General features: G+C 52.0%; 18 protein-coding genes and 4 pseudogenes. 9 read left to right on the top strand and 13 right to left on the bottom strand.

The window, feature by feature from the left end:
- Positions 1 to 23: 23 nt before the first annotated feature.
- From AB9F26_RS18990 to AB9F26_RS18980, 3 genes and pseudogenes are all read right to left on the bottom strand, one after another.
- Positions 24 to 347, bottom strand: a complete 324-nt coding sequence (locus AB9F26_RS18990; protein WP_369768786.1) for an amidohydrolase family protein — start codon at positions 345 to 347, stop codon at positions 24 to 26.
- Positions 348 to 402: 55 nt separating this feature from the next.
- Entirely contained in the window at positions 403 to 1,110 is a 708-nt protein-coding gene (locus tag AB9F26_RS18985) for an IS6 family transposase (protein WP_335586752.1), read from the bottom strand.
- 93 nt (positions 1,111 to 1,203) lie between these two features.
- Positions 1,204 to 1,299: pseudogene (locus tag AB9F26_RS18980) on the bottom strand (IS6 family transposase); the annotation flags it as partial.
- A 143-nt stretch (positions 1,300 to 1,442) separates the two neighbouring features.
- On the opposite strand from AB9F26_RS18980, the gene AB9F26_RS18975 reads away from it, so the two are divergent.
- The 4 genes from AB9F26_RS18975 to AB9F26_RS18960 are packed head-to-tail and all read left to right on the top strand — an operon-like array spanning position 1,443 to position 7,647.
- Positions 1,443 to 3,515, top strand: a complete 2,073-nt coding sequence (locus AB9F26_RS18975; protein ID WP_369768748.1) for a prolyl oligopeptidase family serine peptidase — start codon at positions 1,443 to 1,445, stop codon at positions 3,513 to 3,515.
- Positions 3,516 to 3,572: 57 nt separating this feature from the next.
- Complete coding sequence (locus AB9F26_RS18970; protein WP_369768747.1) at positions 3,573 to 5,912, top strand: aspartate aminotransferase family protein; 2,340 nt, start codon at positions 3,573 to 3,575, stop codon at positions 5,910 to 5,912.
- 38 nt (positions 5,913 to 5,950) lie between these two features.
- Positions 5,951 to 6,832 (top strand): hypothetical protein, encoded by an 882-nt coding sequence (locus AB9F26_RS18965; RefSeq protein WP_369768746.1) that lies wholly within the window; start codon positions 5,951 to 5,953, stop codon positions 6,830 to 6,832.
- The gene (locus AB9F26_RS18960; RefSeq protein ID WP_335586748.1) at positions 6,829 to 7,647 is read left to right on the top strand and encodes an adenylate/guanylate cyclase domain-containing protein; all 819 of its coding nucleotides are present in this window, start codon (positions 6,829 to 6,831) and stop codon (positions 7,645 to 7,647) included. The genes AB9F26_RS18965 and AB9F26_RS18960 overlap by 4 nt, the downstream gene beginning before the upstream one ends.
- A gap of 40 nt (positions 7,648 to 7,687) precedes the next feature.
- Here the strand turns inward: AB9F26_RS18960 and AB9F26_RS18955 are convergent, their stop codons facing one another.
- Together AB9F26_RS18955 and AB9F26_RS18950 are read right to left on the bottom strand one after the other, a co-directional pair.
- Positions 7,688 to 8,335 carry a cyclic nucleotide-binding domain-containing protein gene (locus tag AB9F26_RS18955; protein WP_369757983.1) on the bottom strand — a complete coding sequence of 216 codons (648 nt, stop codon included), beginning with the start codon at positions 8,333 to 8,335 and terminating at the stop codon, positions 7,688 to 7,690.
- A gap of 53 nt (positions 8,336 to 8,388) precedes the next feature.
- Complete coding sequence (locus tag AB9F26_RS18950; RefSeq protein WP_335586746.1) at positions 8,389 to 9,039, bottom strand: cyclic nucleotide-binding domain-containing protein; 651 nt, start codon at positions 9,037 to 9,039, stop codon at positions 8,389 to 8,391.
- A 220-nt stretch (positions 9,040 to 9,259) separates the two neighbouring features.
- Here AB9F26_RS18950 and AB9F26_RS18945 point away from each other — a divergent pair, with 220 nt between their 5' ends.
- The gene (locus AB9F26_RS18945) at positions 9,260 to 9,949 is read left to right on the top strand and encodes a cyclic nucleotide-binding domain-containing protein (protein ID WP_369768745.1); all 690 of its coding nucleotides are present in this window, start codon (positions 9,260 to 9,262) and stop codon (positions 9,947 to 9,949) included.
- 166 nt (positions 9,950 to 10,115) lie between these two features.
- Here AB9F26_RS18945 and AB9F26_RS18940 read toward each other — a convergent pair whose 3' ends face one another.
- The 5 genes and pseudogenes from AB9F26_RS18940 to AB9F26_RS18920 form a co-directional block, all read right to left on the bottom strand.
- Positions 10,116 to 10,823 (bottom strand): IS6 family transposase, encoded by a 708-nt coding sequence (locus tag AB9F26_RS18940; protein ID WP_369768744.1) that lies wholly within the window; start codon positions 10,821 to 10,823, stop codon positions 10,116 to 10,118.
- Positions 10,824 to 11,179: 356 nt separating this feature from the next.
- Positions 11,180 to 11,887: an IS6 family transposase gene (locus AB9F26_RS18935; protein WP_369768742.1), complete on the bottom strand. Its 708-nt coding sequence runs from the start codon at positions 11,885 to 11,887 to the stop codon at positions 11,180 to 11,182.
- Between the two features lie 110 nt (positions 11,888 to 11,997).
- Entirely contained in the window at positions 11,998 to 13,491 is a 1,494-nt protein-coding gene (locus AB9F26_RS18930; protein WP_369768741.1) for a tripartite tricarboxylate transporter permease, read from the bottom strand.
- 2 nt (positions 13,492 to 13,493) lie between these two features.
- Positions 13,494 to 13,829, bottom strand: a pseudogene (locus AB9F26_RS18925) (tripartite tricarboxylate transporter TctB family protein); the annotation flags it as partial.
- 88 nt (positions 13,830 to 13,917) lie between these two features.
- Positions 13,918 to 14,625: an IS6 family transposase gene (locus AB9F26_RS18920; RefSeq protein ID WP_369768740.1), complete on the bottom strand. Its 708-nt coding sequence runs from the start codon at positions 14,623 to 14,625 to the stop codon at positions 13,918 to 13,920.
- A 252-nt stretch (positions 14,626 to 14,877) separates the two neighbouring features.
- Here AB9F26_RS18920 and AB9F26_RS18915 point away from each other — a divergent pair, with 252 nt between their 5' ends.
- Positions 14,878 to 15,909, top strand: a complete 1,032-nt coding sequence (locus tag AB9F26_RS18915) for an IS110 family transposase (protein ID WP_369768738.1) — start codon at positions 14,878 to 14,880, stop codon at positions 15,907 to 15,909.
- Between the two features lie 391 nt (positions 15,910 to 16,300).
- On the opposite strand, the gene AB9F26_RS18910 is transcribed toward AB9F26_RS18915, so the two are convergent.
- Positions 16,301 to 17,218 carry a LysR family transcriptional regulator gene (locus AB9F26_RS18910; protein ID WP_369768737.1) on the bottom strand — a complete coding sequence of 306 codons (918 nt, stop codon included), beginning with the start codon at positions 17,216 to 17,218 and terminating at the stop codon, positions 16,301 to 16,303.
- Between the two features lie 127 nt (positions 17,219 to 17,345).
- On the opposite strand from AB9F26_RS18910, the gene AB9F26_RS18905 reads away from it, so the two are divergent.
- The 3 genes from AB9F26_RS18905 to AB9F26_RS18895 are packed head-to-tail and all read left to right on the top strand — an operon-like array spanning position 17,346 to position 19,497.
- Positions 17,346 to 18,335, top strand: coding sequence for an alpha/beta fold hydrolase (locus AB9F26_RS18905; protein ID WP_369768735.1), 990 nt, complete (start codon positions 17,346 to 17,348; stop codon positions 18,333 to 18,335).
- A gap of 58 nt (positions 18,336 to 18,393) precedes the next feature.
- Positions 18,394 to 18,861, top strand: coding sequence for a DUF1348 family protein (locus tag AB9F26_RS18900; RefSeq protein ID WP_369768733.1), 468 nt, complete (start codon positions 18,394 to 18,396; stop codon positions 18,859 to 18,861).
- A gap of 27 nt (positions 18,862 to 18,888) precedes the next feature.
- Positions 18,889 to 19,497: a pyridoxamine 5'-phosphate oxidase family protein gene (locus tag AB9F26_RS18895; RefSeq protein WP_369756721.1), complete on the top strand. Its 609-nt coding sequence runs from the start codon at positions 18,889 to 18,891 to the stop codon at positions 19,495 to 19,497.
- 114 nt (positions 19,498 to 19,611) lie between these two features.
- On the opposite strand, the pseudogene AB9F26_RS18890 reads toward AB9F26_RS18895, so the two are convergent.
- Both AB9F26_RS18890 and AB9F26_RS18885 read right to left on the bottom strand, forming a co-directional pair.
- Positions 19,612 to 20,319 (bottom strand): annotated as a pseudogene (locus tag AB9F26_RS18890) (IS6 family transposase).
- Between the two features lie 81 nt (positions 20,320 to 20,400).
- Positions 20,401 to 20,598: pseudogene (locus AB9F26_RS18885) on the bottom strand (IS6 family transposase); the annotation flags it as partial.
- Between the last annotated feature and the right edge of the window lie 12 nt (positions 20,599 to 20,610).

Below are 20,610 nucleotides of genomic sequence, written 5' to 3'. Positions count from 1 at the left end.
TAATTGCGCGAACCCGCCTCAAATCAGTCGCCGCCAAGTATATCCAATGCTGCGCTTGTGCCACGGGTTTGATAGGTGCCAACCCCCATCTTCGCGACGATACCGCCGTTCAGTACGATGGTCTCTCCCCGCAGAATTGTGCGTGTGGGCCATCCCGTAATACGCATCCCCTCATAAGGTGCGTAGTCGCAACCGTGATGCAGATTGTCCTGCGAAATAACAGCTGTTTTGGTCGGATCCCAAAGAGTGATGTCGGCGTCTGCACCGATGACAAGTGCGCCTTTCTGAGGATAGAGACCACAGAGTTTGGCAGGGTTCGTTGAGGTCAGCGCAACAAAGCGCTCCAGCGGGTGGTGTCAGACTAATTCGAACTCGTCTCTACTAGGCCAGTAGTGCTGTCCTTTATGCCGCGCAAAGGCCGCGCCACTCGGCAAGAGCGGCGGTTCGTGAGCGCTTAAAATGAACTCTTTGGGAAAGGCTGCGATCCTGATTCAAGTGGTTGAAAACAGATGCGTGGACGGAGACAAATTTCTGTAAACTTCCCATTCGGCGAAAGCGGTGCATGGCGCGTTCTCGTCGTCGAAACGGTAGATGAGAATTCTCCGCTCGATTGTTTTTCCAGCGCCCGAAATCCTGTCTCTGCGCATTGCCAATTTCTTTCATCGCCGCGCCGTAAGACCGAAGGCGATCGGTCACGATGACATGTGGTGGACCAAAGCGCTTCATCACTTTTCTGAGGAATTTCAATGCCGCTTTGCGATCACGGCGCTTAGTGACATAGCTTTCAAGCACCTCACCTTCGTGATCAACCGCGCGCCATAAATAGTGACGTTCACCGTTGATTTTTACGAACATTTCATCCAGATGCCATTGCCAGTTCGAATACGCCCGCAGTTGTTGAATCCGTTTACGACGGATTTCCGAAGCGAAGATTGGGCCAAAGCGGTTCCACCAAAACCGGACAGTTTCGTAGCTAACATCGACGCCTCTCTCGTGCAAAAGATCCTCTACATTGCGCAGTGAAAGAGGAAACCGGACGTACATCATCACCGCCAGGCGAATGATTTCTGGGCTGGTCTTGAAATAGCGAAATGGGGAGCGTTTTGCCATCCGTAGATGCTAGATCAGCGCCCTGCCCGTCTCAAGCGAATTTAATCTGACACTACCCCCTTGTTTCCTCTGACACCGCCAATCCTCCACATTGCGGAGCGACAGCGGGACCCGAGCATACATCATAACTGCCAGGCGGATGATTTCAGGAGACGTCTTGAAGTAGCGAAATGGCGAAGATTTTGTCATCCGCAAACGCTACGAAACCGTCCTACCATGTTCAAGTCAGTTTCTTCTGACAGTGCCTCATTGCTGCTTCTTTCCCTAAGAGCCGACAAAAAAGTTGCCGTGGGTTCATCTTCCACTCTAGTATGTTGTCATCAGGGGGCTAAATGGCGGATTTTATAGAACAAGTTGAGATACGCGGATATGGAGAGTGGTTGTCGCCGCTCGCCCCTGCATCACTTGCTGAGGGCACCCGGAAAGTTGAAAAGATTTGCCTAGACGGTGATGCGATCTTTTGGGTCGAGAGCAGGCCAGACGAAGCGGGCCGTAGTGCCATAATGCGCTGGACGCCCACCACAGGTGTTGAGGACGCAACCTCGCGTTGGTTTAGCGCCCGTACGACTGTCAACTCATATGGAGGTGGGGCGCTTGGTGTAAAGGACGGGGTGTTGGCCTTCACTCAATATCAGGCCGATGCTTTTCCCAAAACACGTGATCAACGGGTTCATCTGTGCGTTGGGGGCAAGCTTCCCAAACCTATTACACCCCCTGTCGCAGCAACATACGCGGACTTCGAACTCGATCCTGCGCATGGCGTAGTCTACGCTGTAATGGAAGAGACAAGCGTAATTACAAACGGGCAGCCCACGCAATCACTCGTTGCATTGGATCTAGCAGGGGAGCGGCCGCCGAGGATTATCGCGCAAGGGGGCGACTTTTATTCCAGCCCCAGACTTTCACCTGATGGTACGCAGCTTTGCTGGATCACTTGGAATTACCCTTCCATGCCATGGGAGGGAACGCAACTTTGGGTCACTCAAATTGATCCATCTGGAGCCCCCCGCGATCCCCGCATGATTGCTGGTGCGCCAGCAGAACATATCGACCAACTGTCAAACCCCGTCCTTGCCGATCTTATGCGTTTTTCTGACGAAGCGATCGTAAATCCGGTTTGGTCGCTCGATGGACATCTATATGTCATATCAGACCGTGTGAAAATTGACGGGGATTATTGGGCAAACATTTGTAAAGTCGAAGGGGATACCCTTAAACCTGTAACCCGCGAAACAGGAGAATTTGCGGCGCCTGCATGGAGGTTGGGAGGGACCTCGTTTGGGTTCGCGTCACCGGACAGAATTATCGCATGTGTCACACGAAACGGTACTTGGTCGCTTGTCAGCGTGGACGTGGCATCCGGCGCTGTAAACGCGATCGAAACTGAGTTTTCTTCGATCCAGCATTTGTATGTGTCCAATGGATATGCCGTATTTCTTGCAGGGTCATTTACCAAGCCCTCCGCGATCTATCGGATGGATCTCGAGACCAACGCAATCGAGCTAATCCGACCCACAGCGCCGCCGATAAAAGACGAAGTGCGCGCCTGTATCGCAGAACCGCAGACGATCACATTTCCCAGCGGTCCAGATGGCGAAGCGCAGGCCCATGCCTTTTACTATGCGCCCAAGAACCCCAATTTCAAAGCCCCCGAAGGAGAAAAGCCTCCGCTGATGATCCTTATTCACGGAGGGCCCACAGCGCCTGCAAGTGCTGGGCTTGACATGACAATCCCATTCTTCACTTCGCGCGGGTTCGCAGTAGTGGATGTTAATTATCGGGGAAGCACAGGATTTGGCAGAGCCTTTAGACGGGCTATGTATGGCGCTTGGGGGAAGGTCGACGTCGAGGACTGTGTAGGCGCGGTGAAAGCCCTTGTTCAGGGCGGCCATGTTGATCCTTACAGGGTTGTGTCGCGCGGAGGATCATCTGGCGGTTTTACCACTCTGGCACTCGCGACATTTACGGATCAACTGGGAGCGGCAGCCAGCTATTATGGTATTTCAAATCTTGAGATGATCGCAAAGGTCACAGACAAACTTGAGGCGCGCTACGCAGAATTATTACTGGGCCCCTACCCTATGGCCTCAAAGCTTTTCCGCGCGCGCTCGCCGCTATTCCACGTGGGACAGATCGATTGCCCCATTATTCTTTTCCAAGGCACCGAAGATCCGGTTGTTCCACCGCAACAGGCACATGTTCTGATTGACGAGTTGAACGCACGAAAGTTGCCGCACGCATTTGAGTTTTATGATGGTGAGGGGCACGGGTTCGGTCGGGCATCTTCGATTGTCGACTCGGTTGAAAAGGAGCTGTCTTTCTACGGAACATTTCTTGGGTTTGTGCCTGCTGAACCCTTACGCGAGCCGCGGATTCATAATTATGACTCCGACGCAACAAGGTGATCGTATTTACCCAGAGCAATATTTGACAAAATAACACATGCCCAAGGAGATGCACATTTGACGAACCAACATCGTAGCAAAAACTTGCACCAGTCAATAGATGCCTTTCGTCGGCGTCATCCCGACAAGCTCAGCCTAAACAAGCCAGTATCAGTCGGCACCCCGGCAGCTTGGTTCTTGGGCCCGAAAGGCGAAAACGAAGCGGTATTTCGCAAATTGTTAGACCAGGCAATCAAAGCTAATCTCGAGGCGCGCCGAACGTATCAACCCGAAGACCCACATATGGCGCCCCTTGCCGTTTTCAGTGATGAAAACCCTGCTTACCGGCGATCGACAGACTTAATGGAGGAGAGACTTTCCGAAGTTTTGGCACATCTGCGATCCTCCATTCCGCTTTCCAGCTATCGCAATCAGTCCCACATGTACTGGGACACCACGCTTCCGTCGCTCGTTGGATATATGGCAGGATTGCTCTATAATCAGAACAACGTCGCGACGGAGGCCTCTCCGGTCACAACGCTGCTTGAGATGGCCGTCTGTGACGATATTTGCCGCATGTTGGGCTACCGAGACCCTGAAACCGAGAGCGATTTGCCGCGACCTTGGGGGCATCTGACCTGCGACGGTTCGGTCGCTAATTCGGAATCAATCTGGGCCGTGCGCAACCTCAAATATTTGCCTCTGGCGTTGGTTGATGCTATCCGACACGATCCTGCGCTTTCGGACGGGCGTAACGTCACGGTTCTGACGCTCGACGGCAAACGCAAAACTTTGATTGATTTGACGAGTTGGGAGCTTCTGAACCTGCCGATTGATGAAGCAATTGGCTTGTTGGTGCGTGTGACAGTTTCGACCGGTATAGATGCCGATGCGCTTGCAGACAGCTTGGTGGGGCGGACAATCGCTGATCTCGGTATGATTGATTTTTCGCGCCGCTATTTACCCGACGTACCTGCTCCGGTTATTTTTGCGCCAGCAACGGCGCATTATTCGTGGCCTAAGGGCGCATCGCTTGTTGGGCTTGGTCGGGCCAGCGTGCTGCCTGTTCGTGTGGATCTTGATGGTCGGATGGACACGGTCGATTTGCGGCGCCACCTTGACCGTTGCCTTGCTGAGAAACGGCCCGTTCTTCAAGTTGTTGCAGTCATGGGAACAACTGAAGAAAGCGCGGTGGATCCACTCGCTGATATTGCTGATATTCGTGACGAATACCGGCAATTGGGACTTGAGTTCTCGCTTCATGCAGATGCGGCTTGGGGTGGCTACTTTGCATCCATGTTGCGCCCTTCCAAACTTGAGATTGATATCGCGTCTCGAGACCTCGAAGGCAGCGATGAGGAGGCGCGACTTATGTCGCGGCACCTAGGCGTTCAGGAAGGGCATCGCGGTGCGCAGGAGCGACCTGAATTAGACGATACATTTTTTGCCCACGACCTTGGGATGTCGCCCGGGATGATGATGGGAGGCTATGTAACCAAACAATATGAAGCCTTCGCGCGATGCGATACGATCACAGTCGATCCGCATAAGGCCGGTTTCATCCCCTATGCTGTGGGGTCACTCGTTTATCGAAATGGCGCGATGCGCGACGTTGTCGCCTTTACCGCCCCCGTTGTATTTCACGGCGGCACAGTTCCAAGCGTCGGCGTCTATGGAATTGAAGGTTCAAAACCAGGTGCAGTCGCCGCCGCTGTCTATCTTTCACATGCTGTCATTCCAGCTGATAGATCAGGCTATGGACGATTACTGGCAAAATGTATGTTCAATTCAAAGCGTTTCTATTGTGCGCTTTTGGCTGAATTCGCCTCGGATGACGATGTTACGCTGACGCCATTTCAAAGGCTTCCAGCAGAGCGCGATGGCGGCAACAGTTACGAGATTGCGCAACAATGCGACTATATTGCTCGGCAAATTGTCCCATTGAAAAATGATGCCCTAATTGAGAAGCTTTTCCACGACTCGGAGATGATGGAATTGTTCACCCGCCTCGGTTCGGATCAGACAATTTGCGCGTATACTATCAATTTCAAAACCGGCGAGGGTATCAACCGCGACCTTGGTTTGATGAACGAGCTAAATGCTGCGCTTTTCAACGAGTTGTCGGTGCAAGAGTTCGGGGGGGATAACGTTCCCAAAGCACCGCTGTTTGTGACATCCTCCCAGTTTGGACCAAGCACCTACGGGCAAGATTTCGTAGATCACTTTGCGACGCGTTGTGGCGTTGATCCGGTTCCCGGAATGGATGTCAAATTTCTGACGTCGACCCAGCAAAACCCCTTCATGACATCAACCGCTGACGGTGATCTCACTCCTATGCTTGCCAAGACCCTGAAGGACAAAGCCAAAAAATTAGCAGCAGATTTACGGCGCAAGTACGGCCTGTCGGACCCAGTCTAGCGCTTTCACCCCAAATATGCTCTGAAAGGATGCCGCACATGGATAATATGACTACAAAGAGGCCATCAAATTTCGTCACAAACCACCCTCATCAACATGCTTTGATTTTGGTTGGCGATAAGGACGTTTTTGGGGTTCATATGACCCAATATCATCACGAAGAGCACAAGTATCAGCTCGTTATCAAACTCGAACTGCCGCCCGAGGCCAAATCAACATACGATGAGGCGCGCGAGATGTATCCGCTTGATACATTTGTCCTTTGCAACGATGACGCGGATTCTGCCCAGTTTATGATCCCGGAGATTCCATCCGGCCGCCGCCCGACATTCAAGGCGAACATCTTTCAGGGGCTTCCAGCCTTCACAGACGAAGAAGAAGCAGACCCGCACTTTTTCCCATGGGACAAAAAACGCTTAAAACCAATTATCGCGGACATTGATGTGCGTGTTGAGCGCATTGTGACTTATCGCCCGTTTTCCCATCATCTTAAGCAACCCGACTATGCGACCTACCTACTCTGGGGAGAAGGGGATGAAGCACATATGACCAACTTGCAAACCGCATCGTTGAGCTCTGGCAAGTTTGAGGTGCCAATGTTTGGCCCAGACTATGATCACATTATGAGCTTGGCAGAAGCGCCGCTATGGTTGGACAAGCCGCTTCTTGAGGCGGGTATTGTGGTGTCGGCCCCTGATCTACGTCTTTGCGATCCAAAAACCGGAAATCGAACAATTCCTAAAGACGTGCCCTTTAAGGAAGGGGAGGCAATCTCGGTACTTTACCGCGGCATGGGGCCAGTTCGAAAAGTCAAAGCCGGACCTACATTCTTGGCTGCGACCGCAGTCTGTAACAGCCCAGGAGTGCTTGAAGAACCGTCGCTCATTATGAGTGCATCACCAAAGGATCCTAAAAAATGAGCACAATTCCACAGTTGGACGAATTCGCCCGTGAAGAAGGAAACGAAGAGCTTTGGCATCAAGTTTTTCAAATCGGACATCCGGTCCTAGCGAAAAAGCAAAGGCGCTATTCCATGTTGCCGGGCCGAACGCGATGCAAGATGTGTTACGCGCCATTGAACGGTTTTGGTGGCTGGATTACCAAACGAATGGGCCTAGAGGCATCGTCGCGAAATCCGCTATTCTGTAACGCATGCGATGGATTTTTGAAGGCGTTCCCGGGCGGTGCAGAGGTTGATCTGGCGATCATGTTCTGTGATTTGCGCGGCTCGGTCGAGATTTCCTCTCGCATGTCCCCCAAAGAATTTAAAGAATTGATCGTTTTTATGCGCGAAACAATCATTCCGGTTCTTTGGCGTTCAGAGGGATTTGTACTGCAGTTTCAAGGCGATTCAATAATTGGCGTTTGGCCTCCTGGTTTTAGCGGTGAGGATTATGTGAAGAAGGCAGTCGAAGGCGCTTTTAAAATGACCGAGACATTGAAGAATGCGACCTTTAAGGGCGAGAGCGTGCCCGTGGGGATCGCCTTGCACTCAGGACGCGCCTATCTGGGCACTGTTGCATCGGTTGGCAATGACCTGCAAGAAATTAGCGCGTTCGGCTATGATGTGAACGTTGCCGCACGACTTTCCGATGCCGCACAGGCTGGCGAGGTTTTGATCAGCGAAGCGGCGCTCAATGCGGCTGGCCGACAGAACGAAGCCGTTGACCTGCAAAGTTTCGATCTCAAGGGCGTTGAAATGACGGTTCAGGCAGGTCACCTGATAAAGCAATAAATTTGAGGGGACAGGTATTACAGATGTCTTGCCCGCGCCCTCATGAGACAGATGGAATTTTTATGTTGTCATTCAATTTTAGCTGGTTGTGTAGAGTTGTCTGATTTTCAATTAGGCGCGACGTAATAAGCATGGTGAGCGCCAACGCAAAGTCTGGGTGGTCTTCAAAAACCTTCATGACTGTCGTCCGGTTGATCCATGATGTTTCAACTTGCCCGACTGCGCTCACAGTTCCAGTGCGAAGTCCTTCGCCCGAAAATAGGCCGATTTCGCCGAATATCTCGCCTGTTTTGATCGTTTGCTCAACGCCTTCAACTCTGACTTCGCCGTCGATTATGACATAAAGTCGGTCCGCTAGATCGCCTTTGCTGAATATTTGGGACCCGGCCTCAAATTTCTCAAACGTCATGAACGGCATCAGTATGTTTATTTCGGGGGGATGGCTGAACGTACTGGCTATCCTGCGCCGTAGCATTAACTGCTGCTGTAGGCGCCAAATGTTTATCGGAAATAGTAATCCGTGCAAAACAAGAATGGGGGTCAACCCTGCGACTCCAGCATAGATTATAAAAAGGACGTTTGAAGCTGCGGCAATCAACCGAAGTGATAGGAGGGTCTGCATACAGAATGTCAAGAATACTAGCGCCGAGGCCGCAAAACCGATGAGTTCGACAGTTTGAAATGACATCGTTCGATACTCACATTAGGATTGGGGAACTCTTTTCAGTGGCAGTTATGCAACTAAGAAACTGCTTGGTCGGAATATTCCGATTTAATGGGCAATTTGCGGGCGGAATTTAGTAAACGCTGCGTAATGGTCCGCATGACCGCCATGCCAAAGCGCGGGTCTTCGAACTGCAACCGCATAAGCTGCTTTTCAGTTAAAGCGTAAACCTCAGCTTGTTCGATACAGCTTGCAGTTGCGGTTCGTGTGGCTGCATCCGTGAAGAATGCTATCTCTCCGAAAATATCACCTGCCACCATTTCTACTCCTAACTCCACAATGGAAATCCTCCCCGTTTCAATGAAGTAGAGGTAATCGGTTCCATCACCTTTCCTGAACACAGTCTCCCCTTTGGTAAAGTGCAGCTGCTTTCCATATGCCTTAATAACAGAGAAATCGAACTGGCTCTTTTCGCTTTTGTAGTTCACCTTCACACGTAACGAAAGAACCTGCCAGAACCGATAAATATTGATCGGAAGCAAGATCAACTCCATTGCCAAAAGTGGCCATAGCTGAAGCGAAAATGAATACAGCGCGAAGCAAATTGATGAGGAAATCGCCAGTATGCGTAGCGGCAACATTGTACCGACAGAGTAACTAGCCACAGTAAGAAACGATGCCAACCAACCGACTGCTTCTATCCAGTTCAGATGTGCGAATTGATCCATAGTTTCCTTTCTGCACAGTTGGGCGAGACCAGTCCTCTGCTTTTTTTTCAGGCTTGAACTATGAGGGTTAAAGGGATTGAAGATAAAGGGAAAAGCGCCAACTATACTGAAATTTCGTATTCAGAAAGTTCATCCCGCGAGGTTTTTTGAGTGTTTGCATTGAGATATGCCTTTCATCTGGCTAATGATGTAATGAAAAATCAACAGTTGCGGATGTATAATGGAAGACTTGCTCTTAACTGACTATCTGGTCTTTGCAGCGGCTGGAATGTTCGTCTTTGGATATTTGGTCATCAATCAGGTGGTCTTGCGGACGATGCTACTTATCGGAACTGTCCTCTACATTTGGTATTATGCAATCGTCGATAGCACGCCGCTTTGGCCTGCAATCTGGGCAAGTGTCGCGACAGGGACTGCAAATACTTTGGGGCTGCTGGGTTTGATGTACAGACGCTCTGCTAGGGCAATCCCCAAGGAATTCCGAGACATTTATCTCCACTTCAACAATCTGCCCCCTGGAGATTTCAGAAAACTGATGCGTGCGACAAGCCGGGTCGTTAGGCCGGCTGGATTCAAGCTAACCACTGCTGGCACAAAGGTCGCCACGCTTTACTACATCCTTGATGGTGAGGCTCATATCGAAAAAAGAAACGGAAGTTTTTCGATTCCGCAAAACTCATTCATCGGGGAAGTTTCTTTTTTGACAGGAAACTCGGCCTCGGGCACTGCAGTATTGTCCCGAGAGAGCACTGTGCTGGAGTGGAATGTGAATGTACTGAAGCGCCATGCCGCGCGTGATCCACGTTTCAGGCTTGCGCTAGATGCATTGATTTCTTTGGATCTTGCAAGAAAAGTATCACAATCGGTGCTGTCTGACAAATTCGAACTCGTCTCAGCTAGGCCAGTGTGACTGCCCTTTATGCCGCGCAAAGACCGCGCCACTCAGCCAGAGCAGCAGTGCGGTTGTTCTTGAAATGATCTCTTTGGGAAAGGCTGCGCTCCTGATTGAAATGGTTGAAAACGGTGGTGTCAGACTTAATCGAACTCGTCTCAGCTAGGCCAGTACCCCTGCCCTTTTATGCCGCACAAAGGCCGCGCCACTCGGCGAGTGCGGCAGTGCGGTTGGCCTTGAAGTGATCGCGTTGGGAGAGGCTTCGGTCTTGATTGAAATGGTTGTGAATGGAAGCGTGGACAGCAACGAATTTCTGCAAGGTTCGCATGCGCCTGAAGCGGATCATTGCCCGTTCTCTTCGTCGGAATGGCTGATGTGAATTCTCGGCACGATTGTTGAGCCAGCGGCCAGTTTCCTGTTTGTCGGCGCTGCCGATGACCTTCATCGCCGCACCGTAGGGTCGCAGTTTGTCGGTCACGAAGATATGCGGGTTCCCATGCCGTTTCATCGTTTTCCTGAGGAATTTCAATGCAGCTTTGCGATCGCGGCGCTTTGTAACGAAGCTTTCGAGAACTTCCCCTTCGTGATCGACCGCGCGCCAAAGGTAGTGCTGCTCCCCATTTATTTTCACGAACACTTCATCCATGTGCCATTGCCAATGTGTCCCCGAACGCATTCGGTCCACCCGTCTCCTACGGATTTCCGCAGCAAACACTGGGCCAAAGCGGTTCCACCAGAAACGGACTGACTCGTGGCTGATGGCGATGCCGTGCTCATGCAACAAATCCTCCACATTCCGGAGTGACAGAGGGTACCGAACGTAAAGCATCACTGCCAGGCGGATGATCTGCGGGCTCGTCTTGAAGTACTTGAATGGGTCGCGTTTTGTCATCCTGCGACGCTAGGCGTTCACCCTGCCCGCCTCAACCGGTTTTCTTCTGACAGTGCCGCTTTGCTGGCTCGATCTGCCTCCGTCCCGGAGGACGTCGAACCTACCCCTTGTCTCTCGGGCAGGTATTCAAAATCTCAATCTCTCAGCTGGCACCCTCCATTCCAAGCTCAAACGTGGTTTCGTTTCGCCAGAGGCAATGTAGGATGACGGCAATTTTCCGAGAGGCGGCTACGGCTGCTTTCTTATGCCCTTTACGCTCGGCTAACTTTGTTGCCCATTCTTTCAAACGAGATGGCTTTCTGGGGTGGTGTCAGACGAATTCGAACTCGTCTCAGCTAGGCCAGTGAGACTGCCCTTTATGCCGCGCAAAGACCGCGCCACTCAGCCAGAGCAGCAGTGCGGTTCATCTTGAAATGACCTCTTTGGGAAAGGCTGCGCTCCTGATTGAAGTGGTTGAAAACGGATGCATGGACGGAAACAAATTTCTGCAAGGTTCGCATGCGCCTAAAGCGGATCATGGCACTCTCTCGTCGTCGAAACGGCAAGTGCGAATTTTCAGCGCGATTGTTTTTCCAACGACCCGTTTCCTGTTTCGCCACGTTACCAACTACCTTCATCGCGGCGCCGTATGAGCGAAGTTTGTCGGTAACTAATACCTCGGCTTTACCATGACGTTTCATTGTTTTCTTAAGAAATTTCAATGCGGCCTTGCGATCCCGGCGCTTCTTAACGTAGGATTCCAACACTTCACCCTCGTGATCCACGACACGCCATAGATAGTGCAGTTCGCCGTTTATCTTCACAAAAACTTCGTCAAGGTGCCATTGCCAATTCGAGTAACATCGTATCCGACTAACCCGCGTTCTACGGATCTCAGCTGCAAACATTGGGCCAAATCGGTTCCACCAGAAACGGACGGTTTCGTGGCTGACATCGATGCCTCGTTCATGCAGAAGATCTTCAACATTCCTAAGCGACAATGGGAACCGAACGTAGAGCATCACTGCAAGACGGATGATTTCAGGACTCGTTTTGAAGTAGCGGAAAGGGGAGCGTTTTGTCATGGGCGAACGCTAGTTGCTTGCCCTGCCAGCCTCAAGAGAATTTCCTCTGACAGTGCCTCACAGGCGGCAACCACACAAGTACGAAACCTGTATAGAAAAAATATCGCAACCTAACTTGAGTTCACACTTCCAGAAACAGACCTATTATTCGCACGCCACATGGCGACCAACGCGAGCGTCGCCATCAAAAGCAGTAAACCGGACACGGGGCGCTGGAAAAAGATAAGCGGGTCGTCATGAGAAATAATAAGCGACCGACGCAAATTCTGTTCGGCCAATGTCCCAAGCACGATCCCTAGGAGCATCGGCGACAGGGGGACGCGCACTTTTTCAAGCAGGTAGCCGATAACGCCTATCGCCAAAGTTAGCCACATATCGAAGAGGCTATAGCGCACTGAGTATGCACCAAACATGCATAGGAACAGGATAGCCGGAACCATAATTCTTTGATCGATACGGATCAAGCGGGCAAACATGCCAGCCAACGACAACCCAACGATCAACAGGATGGCTTGTGTCACAATAACCCCCGCAAAGATTGAATTAACCAGCACCAAATTGTCCGCAAAAAAGACGGGGCCTGGCTCAAATCCATGGATTGTCAAGGCGCCCAAAAGCACCGCCGTCACTGCGTCACCAGGCACACCTAACGACAACATCGGGATCAATGCGCCCGCTGTTGCCGCGTTATTCGCGGCCTCCGGAGCCGCAACGCCCTGTAAATCACCCTTGCCGAATGTTGATGGATCTGGTGCAGAGCGGCGCGCTTCAGCATAGGCGGCAAAGGCGGCAATATCACAACCCGCCCCAGGGACTGCGCCCACAAAAACCCCGATAACCGCGGATTTTACCATGGTCCATCGTGTCACAATAAGGTCTGCAAGGCGCGGAAAGAGATGCCCGGCTGTGATATCTTCGGGGAATACGAGTAAACGTTCGGCACGAGCGAGGACTTGTGCCACGCCAAACAGACCAATCAGGACGGGGATCAACTCGACCCCGCCCAAGAGCTCGCGCGATCCAAACGTAAAACGCGCCTGCGCGGAAATTGGATCAAACCCGATGGTCGTGACCAAGACCCCAGCGGCAGCGGCCAAAGCACCACGCAGGAGGTTTTTGCCAGCAACAGCAACGATCATCGTCAAGCCAAAAAGTGTAAGTGCGAAGAATTCTGGTGGCCCGAATGCAAGGCCGGCACGTGCTAGCAGCGGTGCCAAAGCCGTCATGATCAGGGCTCCGACCGTTCCCCCGACAAACGACGCCACAGTCGCGAGCCCGATGGCACGCCTCGCCTCGCCGCGTTCGGCCATGGGGAAACCATCGATCATGGTCGCGGCTGCGGCAGGTGTGCCTGGCGTGCGCAGCAATATTGCCGAGAGCGAACCCCCGTAAATGCCACCGCAAAAAACACCCACTAGCATCAAGATGCCCTGCAACGGGTCGTGCCCAAAGGTAAAGGGCAGCAACAGTGCGCACCCCGTCGTTGCGGTCAATCCCGGCAAAGCGCCAACAAATACACCGGCGACAACACCTGCAAATATAAACAGCAGCACACTGGGGTCGGCATAAAGGGCGGCGAAACCCGCAAAAATTTGTAAGTCCAAAACTAATAACCTCCAAATGGGCCCATGGGGGGCGAAACGAAGGCCAGTTTGGCCAAAAGTATATAGGCAATGAACGACAGCCCTATCGACGTGCCCGCCATGACAGGCAAATTGCGCATGCCGAGGATGGCCATGATGCCTGCGACCCACACGGGTGTAACGATGGGATACCCAAGGACGGGCATTAGCGCCAAAAACGCAACCGTTGACGCCAGTACAGCCCATGGCCGCATTGGCGACGCTTCAAGGTCCGCAGGCTCGCTTGGCAGGGGCCTAAACAACGCTAATATCGAAAGGGTTGCGACAAGGCCGCCAGAGATTATCGGCACCAGATTTCCGCCATGTCCGGTCCCGTCACCATATGCGCGAGATAGGTGGTGTCAGACGAATTCGAACTCGTCTCAGCTAAGCCAGTAGCCCTGCCCTTTATGCTGCGCAAAGACCGCGCCACTCAGCCAGAGCAGCGGTGCGGTTCATCTTGAAATGATCTCTTTGGGAGAGGCATCGGTCCTGGTTAAAATGGTTGTGGATGGAAGCGTGGACAGCAACGAATTTCTGCAAGGTTCGCATGCGCCTGAAGCGGATCATTGCCCGCTCCCGTCGTCGAAACGGCAAGTGCGAGTTCTCGGCGCGATTGTTTTTCCAACGACCCGTTTCCTGTTTCGCCGCGTTACCAATTACCTTCATCGCGGCGCCATATGAGCGAAGTTTGTCAGTAACTAGCACCTCGGCTCTGCCATGACGTTTCATGGTTTTCTTGAGGAATTTCAACGCGGCCTTATGATCCCGACGCTTGGTGACATAGCTTTCCAGCACTTCTCCTTCATGGTCAACAGCCCGCCATAGATAGTGCAGTTCGCCGTTTATCTTCACAAAAACCTCATCGAGGTGCCACTGCCAATTCGAGTAACATCGCATCCGGCTGACCCCCTTTCTACGGATCTCAGCTGCAAACATTGGGCCAAATCGGTTCCACCAGAAACGGATGGTTTCGTGGCTGACATCGATGCCTCGTTCATGCAAAAGATCTTCCACATTTCGAAGCGAAAGTGGAAATCGAACGTAGAGCATCACTGCTAGACGGATGATTTCAGGACTCGTTTTGAAGTAGCGAAAAGGGGAGGGTTTTGTCATGGACGAACGCTAGTCGCTGGTCCTGCCCGCCCCAAGCGATTTTCCTCTGACAGTGCCCGGAATGGGGCTTGGTTCGTGGAAACCATCAGGGCCAGCGGTCAAATGTGCCGCGCTAACAGGCCGGACACAAGACTGCATCTGAAAATGTATCAATCACCTAAAAGGGCTTGCAAAGCAGGAGCCAATGGTATGGACCCCGCTACCCTCATACGGTGATCTTATGAAGGTCAATTGAAGCGAAGGAGGAATACCATGGAGATCGTCCGAATTGGTTTGGATTTAGCGAAGAGCGTTTTTGAAGTGTGCGGCGTTGATATGCGAGATCACGTTGTTTTGAGAAAGACCCTGCGGCGCGATGCGGTTCCGCAGTTTTTTGCGGAATTGCCGCCTTGTCTAATCGGCATGGAAGCCTGCAGTAGCTCGCATTATTGGGCGAAGGTGCTCACTGAGCTTGGTCATCAGGTTCGGTTGATCGCCCCGCAGTTTGTGACGCCGTATGTGAAGTCGAACAAGAATGATAGGAACGACGCTGAGGCAATCTGTGAGGCAATTAGTCGACCATCAATGCGCTTTGTGCCGCCGAAATCTTCTGAACAACTTGAGATACAGGCGGTCCACCGTATTCGCCAACGTTTGGTGTCTAGCCGCACCCGGCTTGTGAACCAGATACGCGGCCTGCTGGCGGAACATGGCGTTGTCATTGGCCGAGACATCTCGCGACTTCGCCGAGCGTTAACGCAAATCGTGGAGGGAGCGGATCGCGATCTTGGCGATTTGATCCAGGAATTGGCGTCTGACATTCATCAGGAATTAGCCGCTCTCGACGAACGCATCTCTTCCTACGACCGCAGGATCCGGAACCTTTTCCGAACAAACGAGATGTGTCAGCGCATCGGGAAGATCGAGGGTATTGGCCCGATCACCGCCACAGCGCTGGTCGCGGCCGTCGGAGACCAGTCCTGCTTTAAGAATGGGCGCCAGTTTGCGGCATGGCTGGGGCTGGTTCCCAAACAAAGATCAAGTGGGGGGAAGTCTCGATTGTTTGGGATCAGCAAGCGCGGTGATCGGTACTTGCGTACACTTTTGATCCACGGAGCCCGAGCTGTTCTTGGCAAAGCTGGCGGAAAACAGGATGCGAGAAGCGTCTGGATCAACCGGATGCGTGAGCGGCGACACCCAAATGTAGTTGCAGTGGCCCTTGCCAACAAAAATGCCCGAATTGTGTGGTCTATCTTGTCCAAGAACGAGGACTACCGCGGACCCGAAACGCCACAAGCCGCCTGAGAAAAGCTCAGAACAAAACGAATAAAGGAGGACACTCCCGACAGAATTGCAGCAACTTGGCAAGGGATGGTGAGACGACACGTTCCGAATCTTCTTAAACCTGATGTGTGGACCGGCAAGGCGAAAGCCGATGCCTTGGAGCCAATGAGGAAGAAGCGAGCGGAAATCCATCGGGGCTCGCGGCGACGATACTTCGGGCCGCATTCAGAAGCCGGATATACGTCAGCAACCGTGAAACCTATCCAGCTCTAACTAAGGCGTTGCAAAAAGGCGGGGTCCATATACATCCACACAGGACAAAACGGACGTCTGCGGTTAGGGTTTCAAACCGCTACTTTCAAAAGTATTGGCTTAATTCCAAAATCCGCTACCAGTTGTCCCAAGTGAAGTTTCACGTACGCACTGCTAGATCAGATTCCCCAATAGATTCGCTCAATTGATCGGTTGCAAAGTCCAAAAAGGCCCGCACTTTTGGAGCGACGATTTTGCTCTGGGGATAAACAAGATGGATAGGTTCTGCAGGAGGCATGAATTCTATGAGCAGTGGCACAAGTTGGCCTGAGCGCAACTGTTCAGCAACCATATACGATAACGCCATAATAATTCCCTCTCCGGCTTCTGCCGCTGCCAGACCCGTTGCAGCGTCATTCACTTCCAATCGGGGACTTAGGTGAACATGCCCCCGTGTTTTGCCGTGTTTATAGTGCCAGTCATGGCTGGACATGATCCCAGTGAACCCGATGATGGAATGCAGTTTCAAATCAGATGGGTCGCTGGGAGTGCCTCTGCGATTCAGATATTCAGGGCTGGCAACGAAACACCGTCGAACCATTCCCAAACGCTTTGCCATGAGACTGGAGTCTGGCAAATCGCCAATTCTGATCGCGACATCAATCCCCTCTTCGACAAGGTTAGTCACGCGGTCGACCGCGATCAAAGACACTGAAAGCCTCGGATGGGAGGCCAGAAAGGCACGAACGACAGGGGCTGCGATCATCCGACTGAATGTCATCGAGGCAGATACAGTCAAATGACCCTGCGCGACACCCGCTTCGCCAACCGCCATTTTTTCTGCGGCCTCAATCTCGGACAAGAGCTGACGCGTTGCAATGAGGAAGCGAGTGCCCGCGTCGGTAAGCGTCAATTGGCGTGTCGACCGTGTCAGCAACTGAACACCCAACCTTTCTTCTAGCGCATTCATCGTGCGCGTGATGGCAGGTGGCGACATACGAAGCCGGTCGGCCGCTTGCACGAAACTACCACTATCGTTGATTGCGGCAAAAACTTCCATTTGAAGGACACGATCCATTTATTCCTCTTTTTGCAATAATGAATTTACAATTATCAGAATTATTCCAGATATCAAGAAGCGCTATCTGTTGTTCAGACGCCGCTGGAACCCTTCCTGTTGGCGGCCTAGACCAGAGGACACAGATATGAAACTAAATACAATCAAGCCGAGCTTACTGTCCGGCCTCATCACTTTGGCGCTGTCAGTGCCATTCGTTACCACGACCTCAGCAGAAGAAACGTCCGCGTTCAATGACGCTGGCAATACTGCCGTTCGTCACAACACTGTGACCATTGACGGGCAGGACATTTTTTATCGGGAAGCCGGGAATGCGGATGCGCCTGTCTTGCTCTTGTTGCATGGTTTTCCGACGTCGTCCCAACAGTATCGTGATCTCATTCCCGAATTGGCAGACAACTACCGCGTGATCGCGCCCGACTATCCTGGGTTCGGTCGCAGCTCTATGCCTGATCCGAGTGAGTTTGAGTACAGTTTTGCCAAATATGCGGACCTGATGGACGGGTTTACAGACGCTTTGGATCTCACATCCTACAGCATGTACTTAATGGATTATGGTGCACCTGTCGGGTATCGTCTGGCGTTGCGCGAGCCCAACGCTATCGAAGCAATGATCATTCAAAATGGCAACGCTTACGAAGAAGGTTTGCTTGGATTCTGGGACGTATTTCGAACTTACTGGAATGATGCCTCTGATGAAAACCGTGAACCCTTGAGAGGGTTCCTAAATGTTGGCGCGACAGAATGGCAATACACGCACGGTGTGCCCGAAACCCATCTCAATCGCGTTAGCCCTGATGCTTGGATGCTTGATCAAGCGTATCTTGATCGCCCGGGAAATCAGGAAATCCAGCTGGACCTGTTTTACGATTACCGCACGAATGTCGACCTGTATCCCGACTTTCAGGAATTCTTCCGGACATTCCAACCGCCGACGTTGATTGTTTGGGGTGAAAACGACCAAATCTTTCCGACCGAAGGCGCGACACCTTACCTGCGCGACTTGCCTGATGCAGAACTTCATCTGATTGACGCGGGCCACTTCATTCTTGAATCCCATGGGCCAGAAGTTGCCGCAGCGATCCGAACCTTCCTGTCCGAAAATCTGTCCAACTAAACAATCGCGGTGCAGGTTCTGTTGCCTGCGCCGCCTGTCCTGCACACCGGAGGTCAACATGTCCAAACGCCCACCTTTGCCCCCATTTACAAAAGAAACCGCGATCCAGAAAATTCGTCTTGCCGAGGATGCATGGAATTCCGGAGACCCTGAAAAAGTATCACTTGCTTACACAATCGATAGCACATGGCAAAATCGCGTAGCCTTTCCGAAAGGTCGCCGCGAAATCCAAAGCTTTCTGACCGAAAAATGGTCGCGAGAACATCAATACCGTCTGATCAAAGAGCTTTGGGCCTTTACCGATAACCGAATTTCCGTTCGTTTTGCTTATGAATGGCAAGGAAATGATGGCGCGTGGTTTCGGTCTTTCGGAAACGAAAACTGGGAGTTTGATGCCAACGGGTTAATGCAAACTCGCTTCGCCAGTATCAATGATCTGCCAATTGCAGAAAGTGCGCGAAAATTCTTGTGGCCGCAAGGCGCTCGCCCAATCGGTCATCCCGGGTTGTCAGACCTCGGCCTGTAGAAGCCTCAAATTGAAAGGATCCACAAAATGGGACATAAATTCGCCGAACTCGCTTTCACGAAGACTGTGAAAAACTTCCAGTCCGAGCAAGGATCACGTCCGTCGTACGCCCGAATGGAAGTCGGTGACGACTACAACGATGTTCTTGGGCCAAACGAGGCCCAGTTTATTGCCACCCGCGACAGCTTTTACATGGCAACCGTCAGCGAAACGGGCTGGCCATATGTGCAACACCGCGGTGGTCCAACTGGTTTCGTGAAGATCATTGACGGCAAGACTCTGGGGTTTGCTGACTTTAGAGGCAACCGGCAATATGTGAGCGCCGGGAACCTCCGGCAAAACGACCGCGTGTCTTTGTTTTTTATGGACTACCCGAACAAAACCCGCCTCAAACTGTTGGGCAGAGTTCGCACACTCGAGGCTTCTGAGCGGGGCACCCTGCAAAAACTATCGCTGGACGATAGGCATCAGGCGAGAACGGAACGTGGTTTTTTGATTTCGCTCGAAGCATTTGATTGGAACTGCCCTCAGTATATAACCCCCCGCTTTACGCAGGCCGAGGTGGAAAAACACATCATGTCACTTCAATCCACAATTGCGGAACTTGAGGGTAAACTTGCGGCTCAAAGCCCGTAGGATTGAAGGCTACTGAATTCTAATTTCTCAGAGAAAGATGCTACTTTGCAAGCGTTCAGGTGGTGGTGTCAGACCAATTCGAACCAGTCTCAGTATGACCCTGATTGCCGGAACTTATGCTGAACAGAGTTGGCGCCACTCGGCAAGAGCGGCGGCACAGTTGAGCTTGAAATTATCTCTGCTGTAGAAAGCCCGCTGCTGGTTGAAATGGTTGTAGACGGAGGCATGAACGGTGACGAATTTCTACAAACTTCGCATGCTGCGGAACCGCTGCATGGCTCGTTCTCGTCGTCGAAATGGCAGGTGCGAGTTCTCCGCCTGATTGTTCATCCAGCGGCCAGTTTCCCGCTTGTCGGCATTGCCGATATCTTTCATCGCAGCGCCGTAGGATCGGAGTTTGTCTGTCACCAAGACATGGGGACGTCCGTGGCGCTTCATTGTTTTCTTAAGAAATTTCAATGCCGCTTTGCGATCTCAGCGCTTTGTGACGAAGGATTCCGGCACTTCACCCTCGTGATCAACCGCCCTACAAAGATAGTGCTGCTCGTCGTTGATCTTTACGAAAACCTCGTCCAAATGCCATCGCCAGTTTGAATACGACCGCATCTGTTGGACACGTTTCCGGCGGATTTCAGCGGCGAACATCGGGCCAAATCTATTCCACCAGTACCGAACCGTTTCGTGGCTGATGTCGATGCCGCGCTCGTGCAGCAGGTCCCCGACGTTTCGGAGAGATAGTGGAAAGCGAACATACATCATCACCGCCAGGCGAATGATCTCCGGGCTGCTGTGAAAGCACTTAAAGGGATCACTTTTGGTCATGAGCAGAGGCTGCAAAACCGCCCTGCCCGTCTCAAGCCAATTCTCTCTGACAACACCTTGCATCCGACTGACCCGCCGTCTACGGATCTCAGCTGCAAACATTGGGCCAAATCGGTTCCACCAAAACCGAACCGTTTCGTGGCTCACGTCGATCCCTCGTTCTTGGTGTTAATCTTCCACGTTTCGAAGTGAGAGTGGGAATCTGACGTACAACATCACCGCAAGACGGATGATTTCAGGAGACGTCTTGAAATAGCGAAAAGGAGCGCGTTTTTTCATGACACAACGTTA

It is taken from the genome of Falsihalocynthiibacter sp. BN13B15, from assembly GCF_041205415.1.
GTDB classification, from domain to species: domain Bacteria; phylum Pseudomonadota; class Alphaproteobacteria; order Rhodobacterales; family Rhodobacteraceae; genus Falsihalocynthiibacter; species Falsihalocynthiibacter arcticus.
This window is presented reverse-complemented; position numbering and strand designations above follow the sequence as displayed.

Coding starts and splice junctions, on each gene's coding strand:
- AB9F26_RS18985 (WP_335586752.1), bottom strand. CDS start 1,110: ATGGCAAAACGCTCCCCATTTCGCTATTTCAAGACCAGCCCAGAAATC.
- AB9F26_RS18975 (WP_369768748.1), top strand. CDS start 1,443: ATGGCGGATTTTATAGAACAAGTTGAGATACGCGGATATGGAGAGTGG.
- AB9F26_RS18965 (WP_369768746.1), top strand. CDS start 5,951: ATGGATAATATGACTACAAAGAGGCCATCAAATTTCGTCACAAACCAC.
- AB9F26_RS18960 (WP_335586748.1), top strand. CDS start 6,829: ATGAGCACAATTCCACAGTTGGACGAATTCGCCCGTGAAGAAGGAAAC.
- AB9F26_RS18955 (WP_369757983.1), bottom strand. CDS start 8,335: ATGTCATTTCAAACTGTCGAACTCATCGGTTTTGCGGCCTCGGCGCTA.
- AB9F26_RS18950 (WP_335586746.1), bottom strand. CDS start 9,039: ATGGATCAATTCGCACATCTGAACTGGATAGAAGCAGTCGGTTGGTTG.
- AB9F26_RS18945 (WP_369768745.1), top strand. CDS start 9,260: ATGGAAGACTTGCTCTTAACTGACTATCTGGTCTTTGCAGCGGCTGGA.
- AB9F26_RS18940 (WP_369768744.1), bottom strand. CDS start 10,823: ATGACAAAACGCGACCCATTCAAGTACTTCAAGACGAGCCCGCAGATC.
- AB9F26_RS18935 (WP_369768742.1), bottom strand. CDS start 11,887: ATGACAAAACGCTCCCCTTTCCGCTACTTCAAAACGAGTCCTGAAATC.
- AB9F26_RS18920 (WP_369768740.1), bottom strand. CDS start 14,625: ATGACAAAACCCTCCCCTTTTCGCTACTTCAAAACGAGTCCTGAAATC.
- AB9F26_RS18915 (WP_369768738.1), top strand. CDS start 14,878: ATGGAGATCGTCCGAATTGGTTTGGATTTAGCGAAGAGCGTTTTTGAA.
- AB9F26_RS18910 (WP_369768737.1), bottom strand. CDS start 17,218: ATGGATCGTGTCCTTCAAATGGAAGTTTTTGCCGCAATCAACGATAGT.
- AB9F26_RS18905 (WP_369768735.1), top strand. CDS start 17,346: ATGAAACTAAATACAATCAAGCCGAGCTTACTGTCCGGCCTCATCACT.
- AB9F26_RS18900 (WP_369768733.1), top strand. CDS start 18,394: ATGTCCAAACGCCCACCTTTGCCCCCATTTACAAAAGAAACCGCGATC.
- AB9F26_RS18895 (WP_369756721.1), top strand. CDS start 18,889: ATGGGACATAAATTCGCCGAACTCGCTTTCACGAAGACTGTGAAAAAC.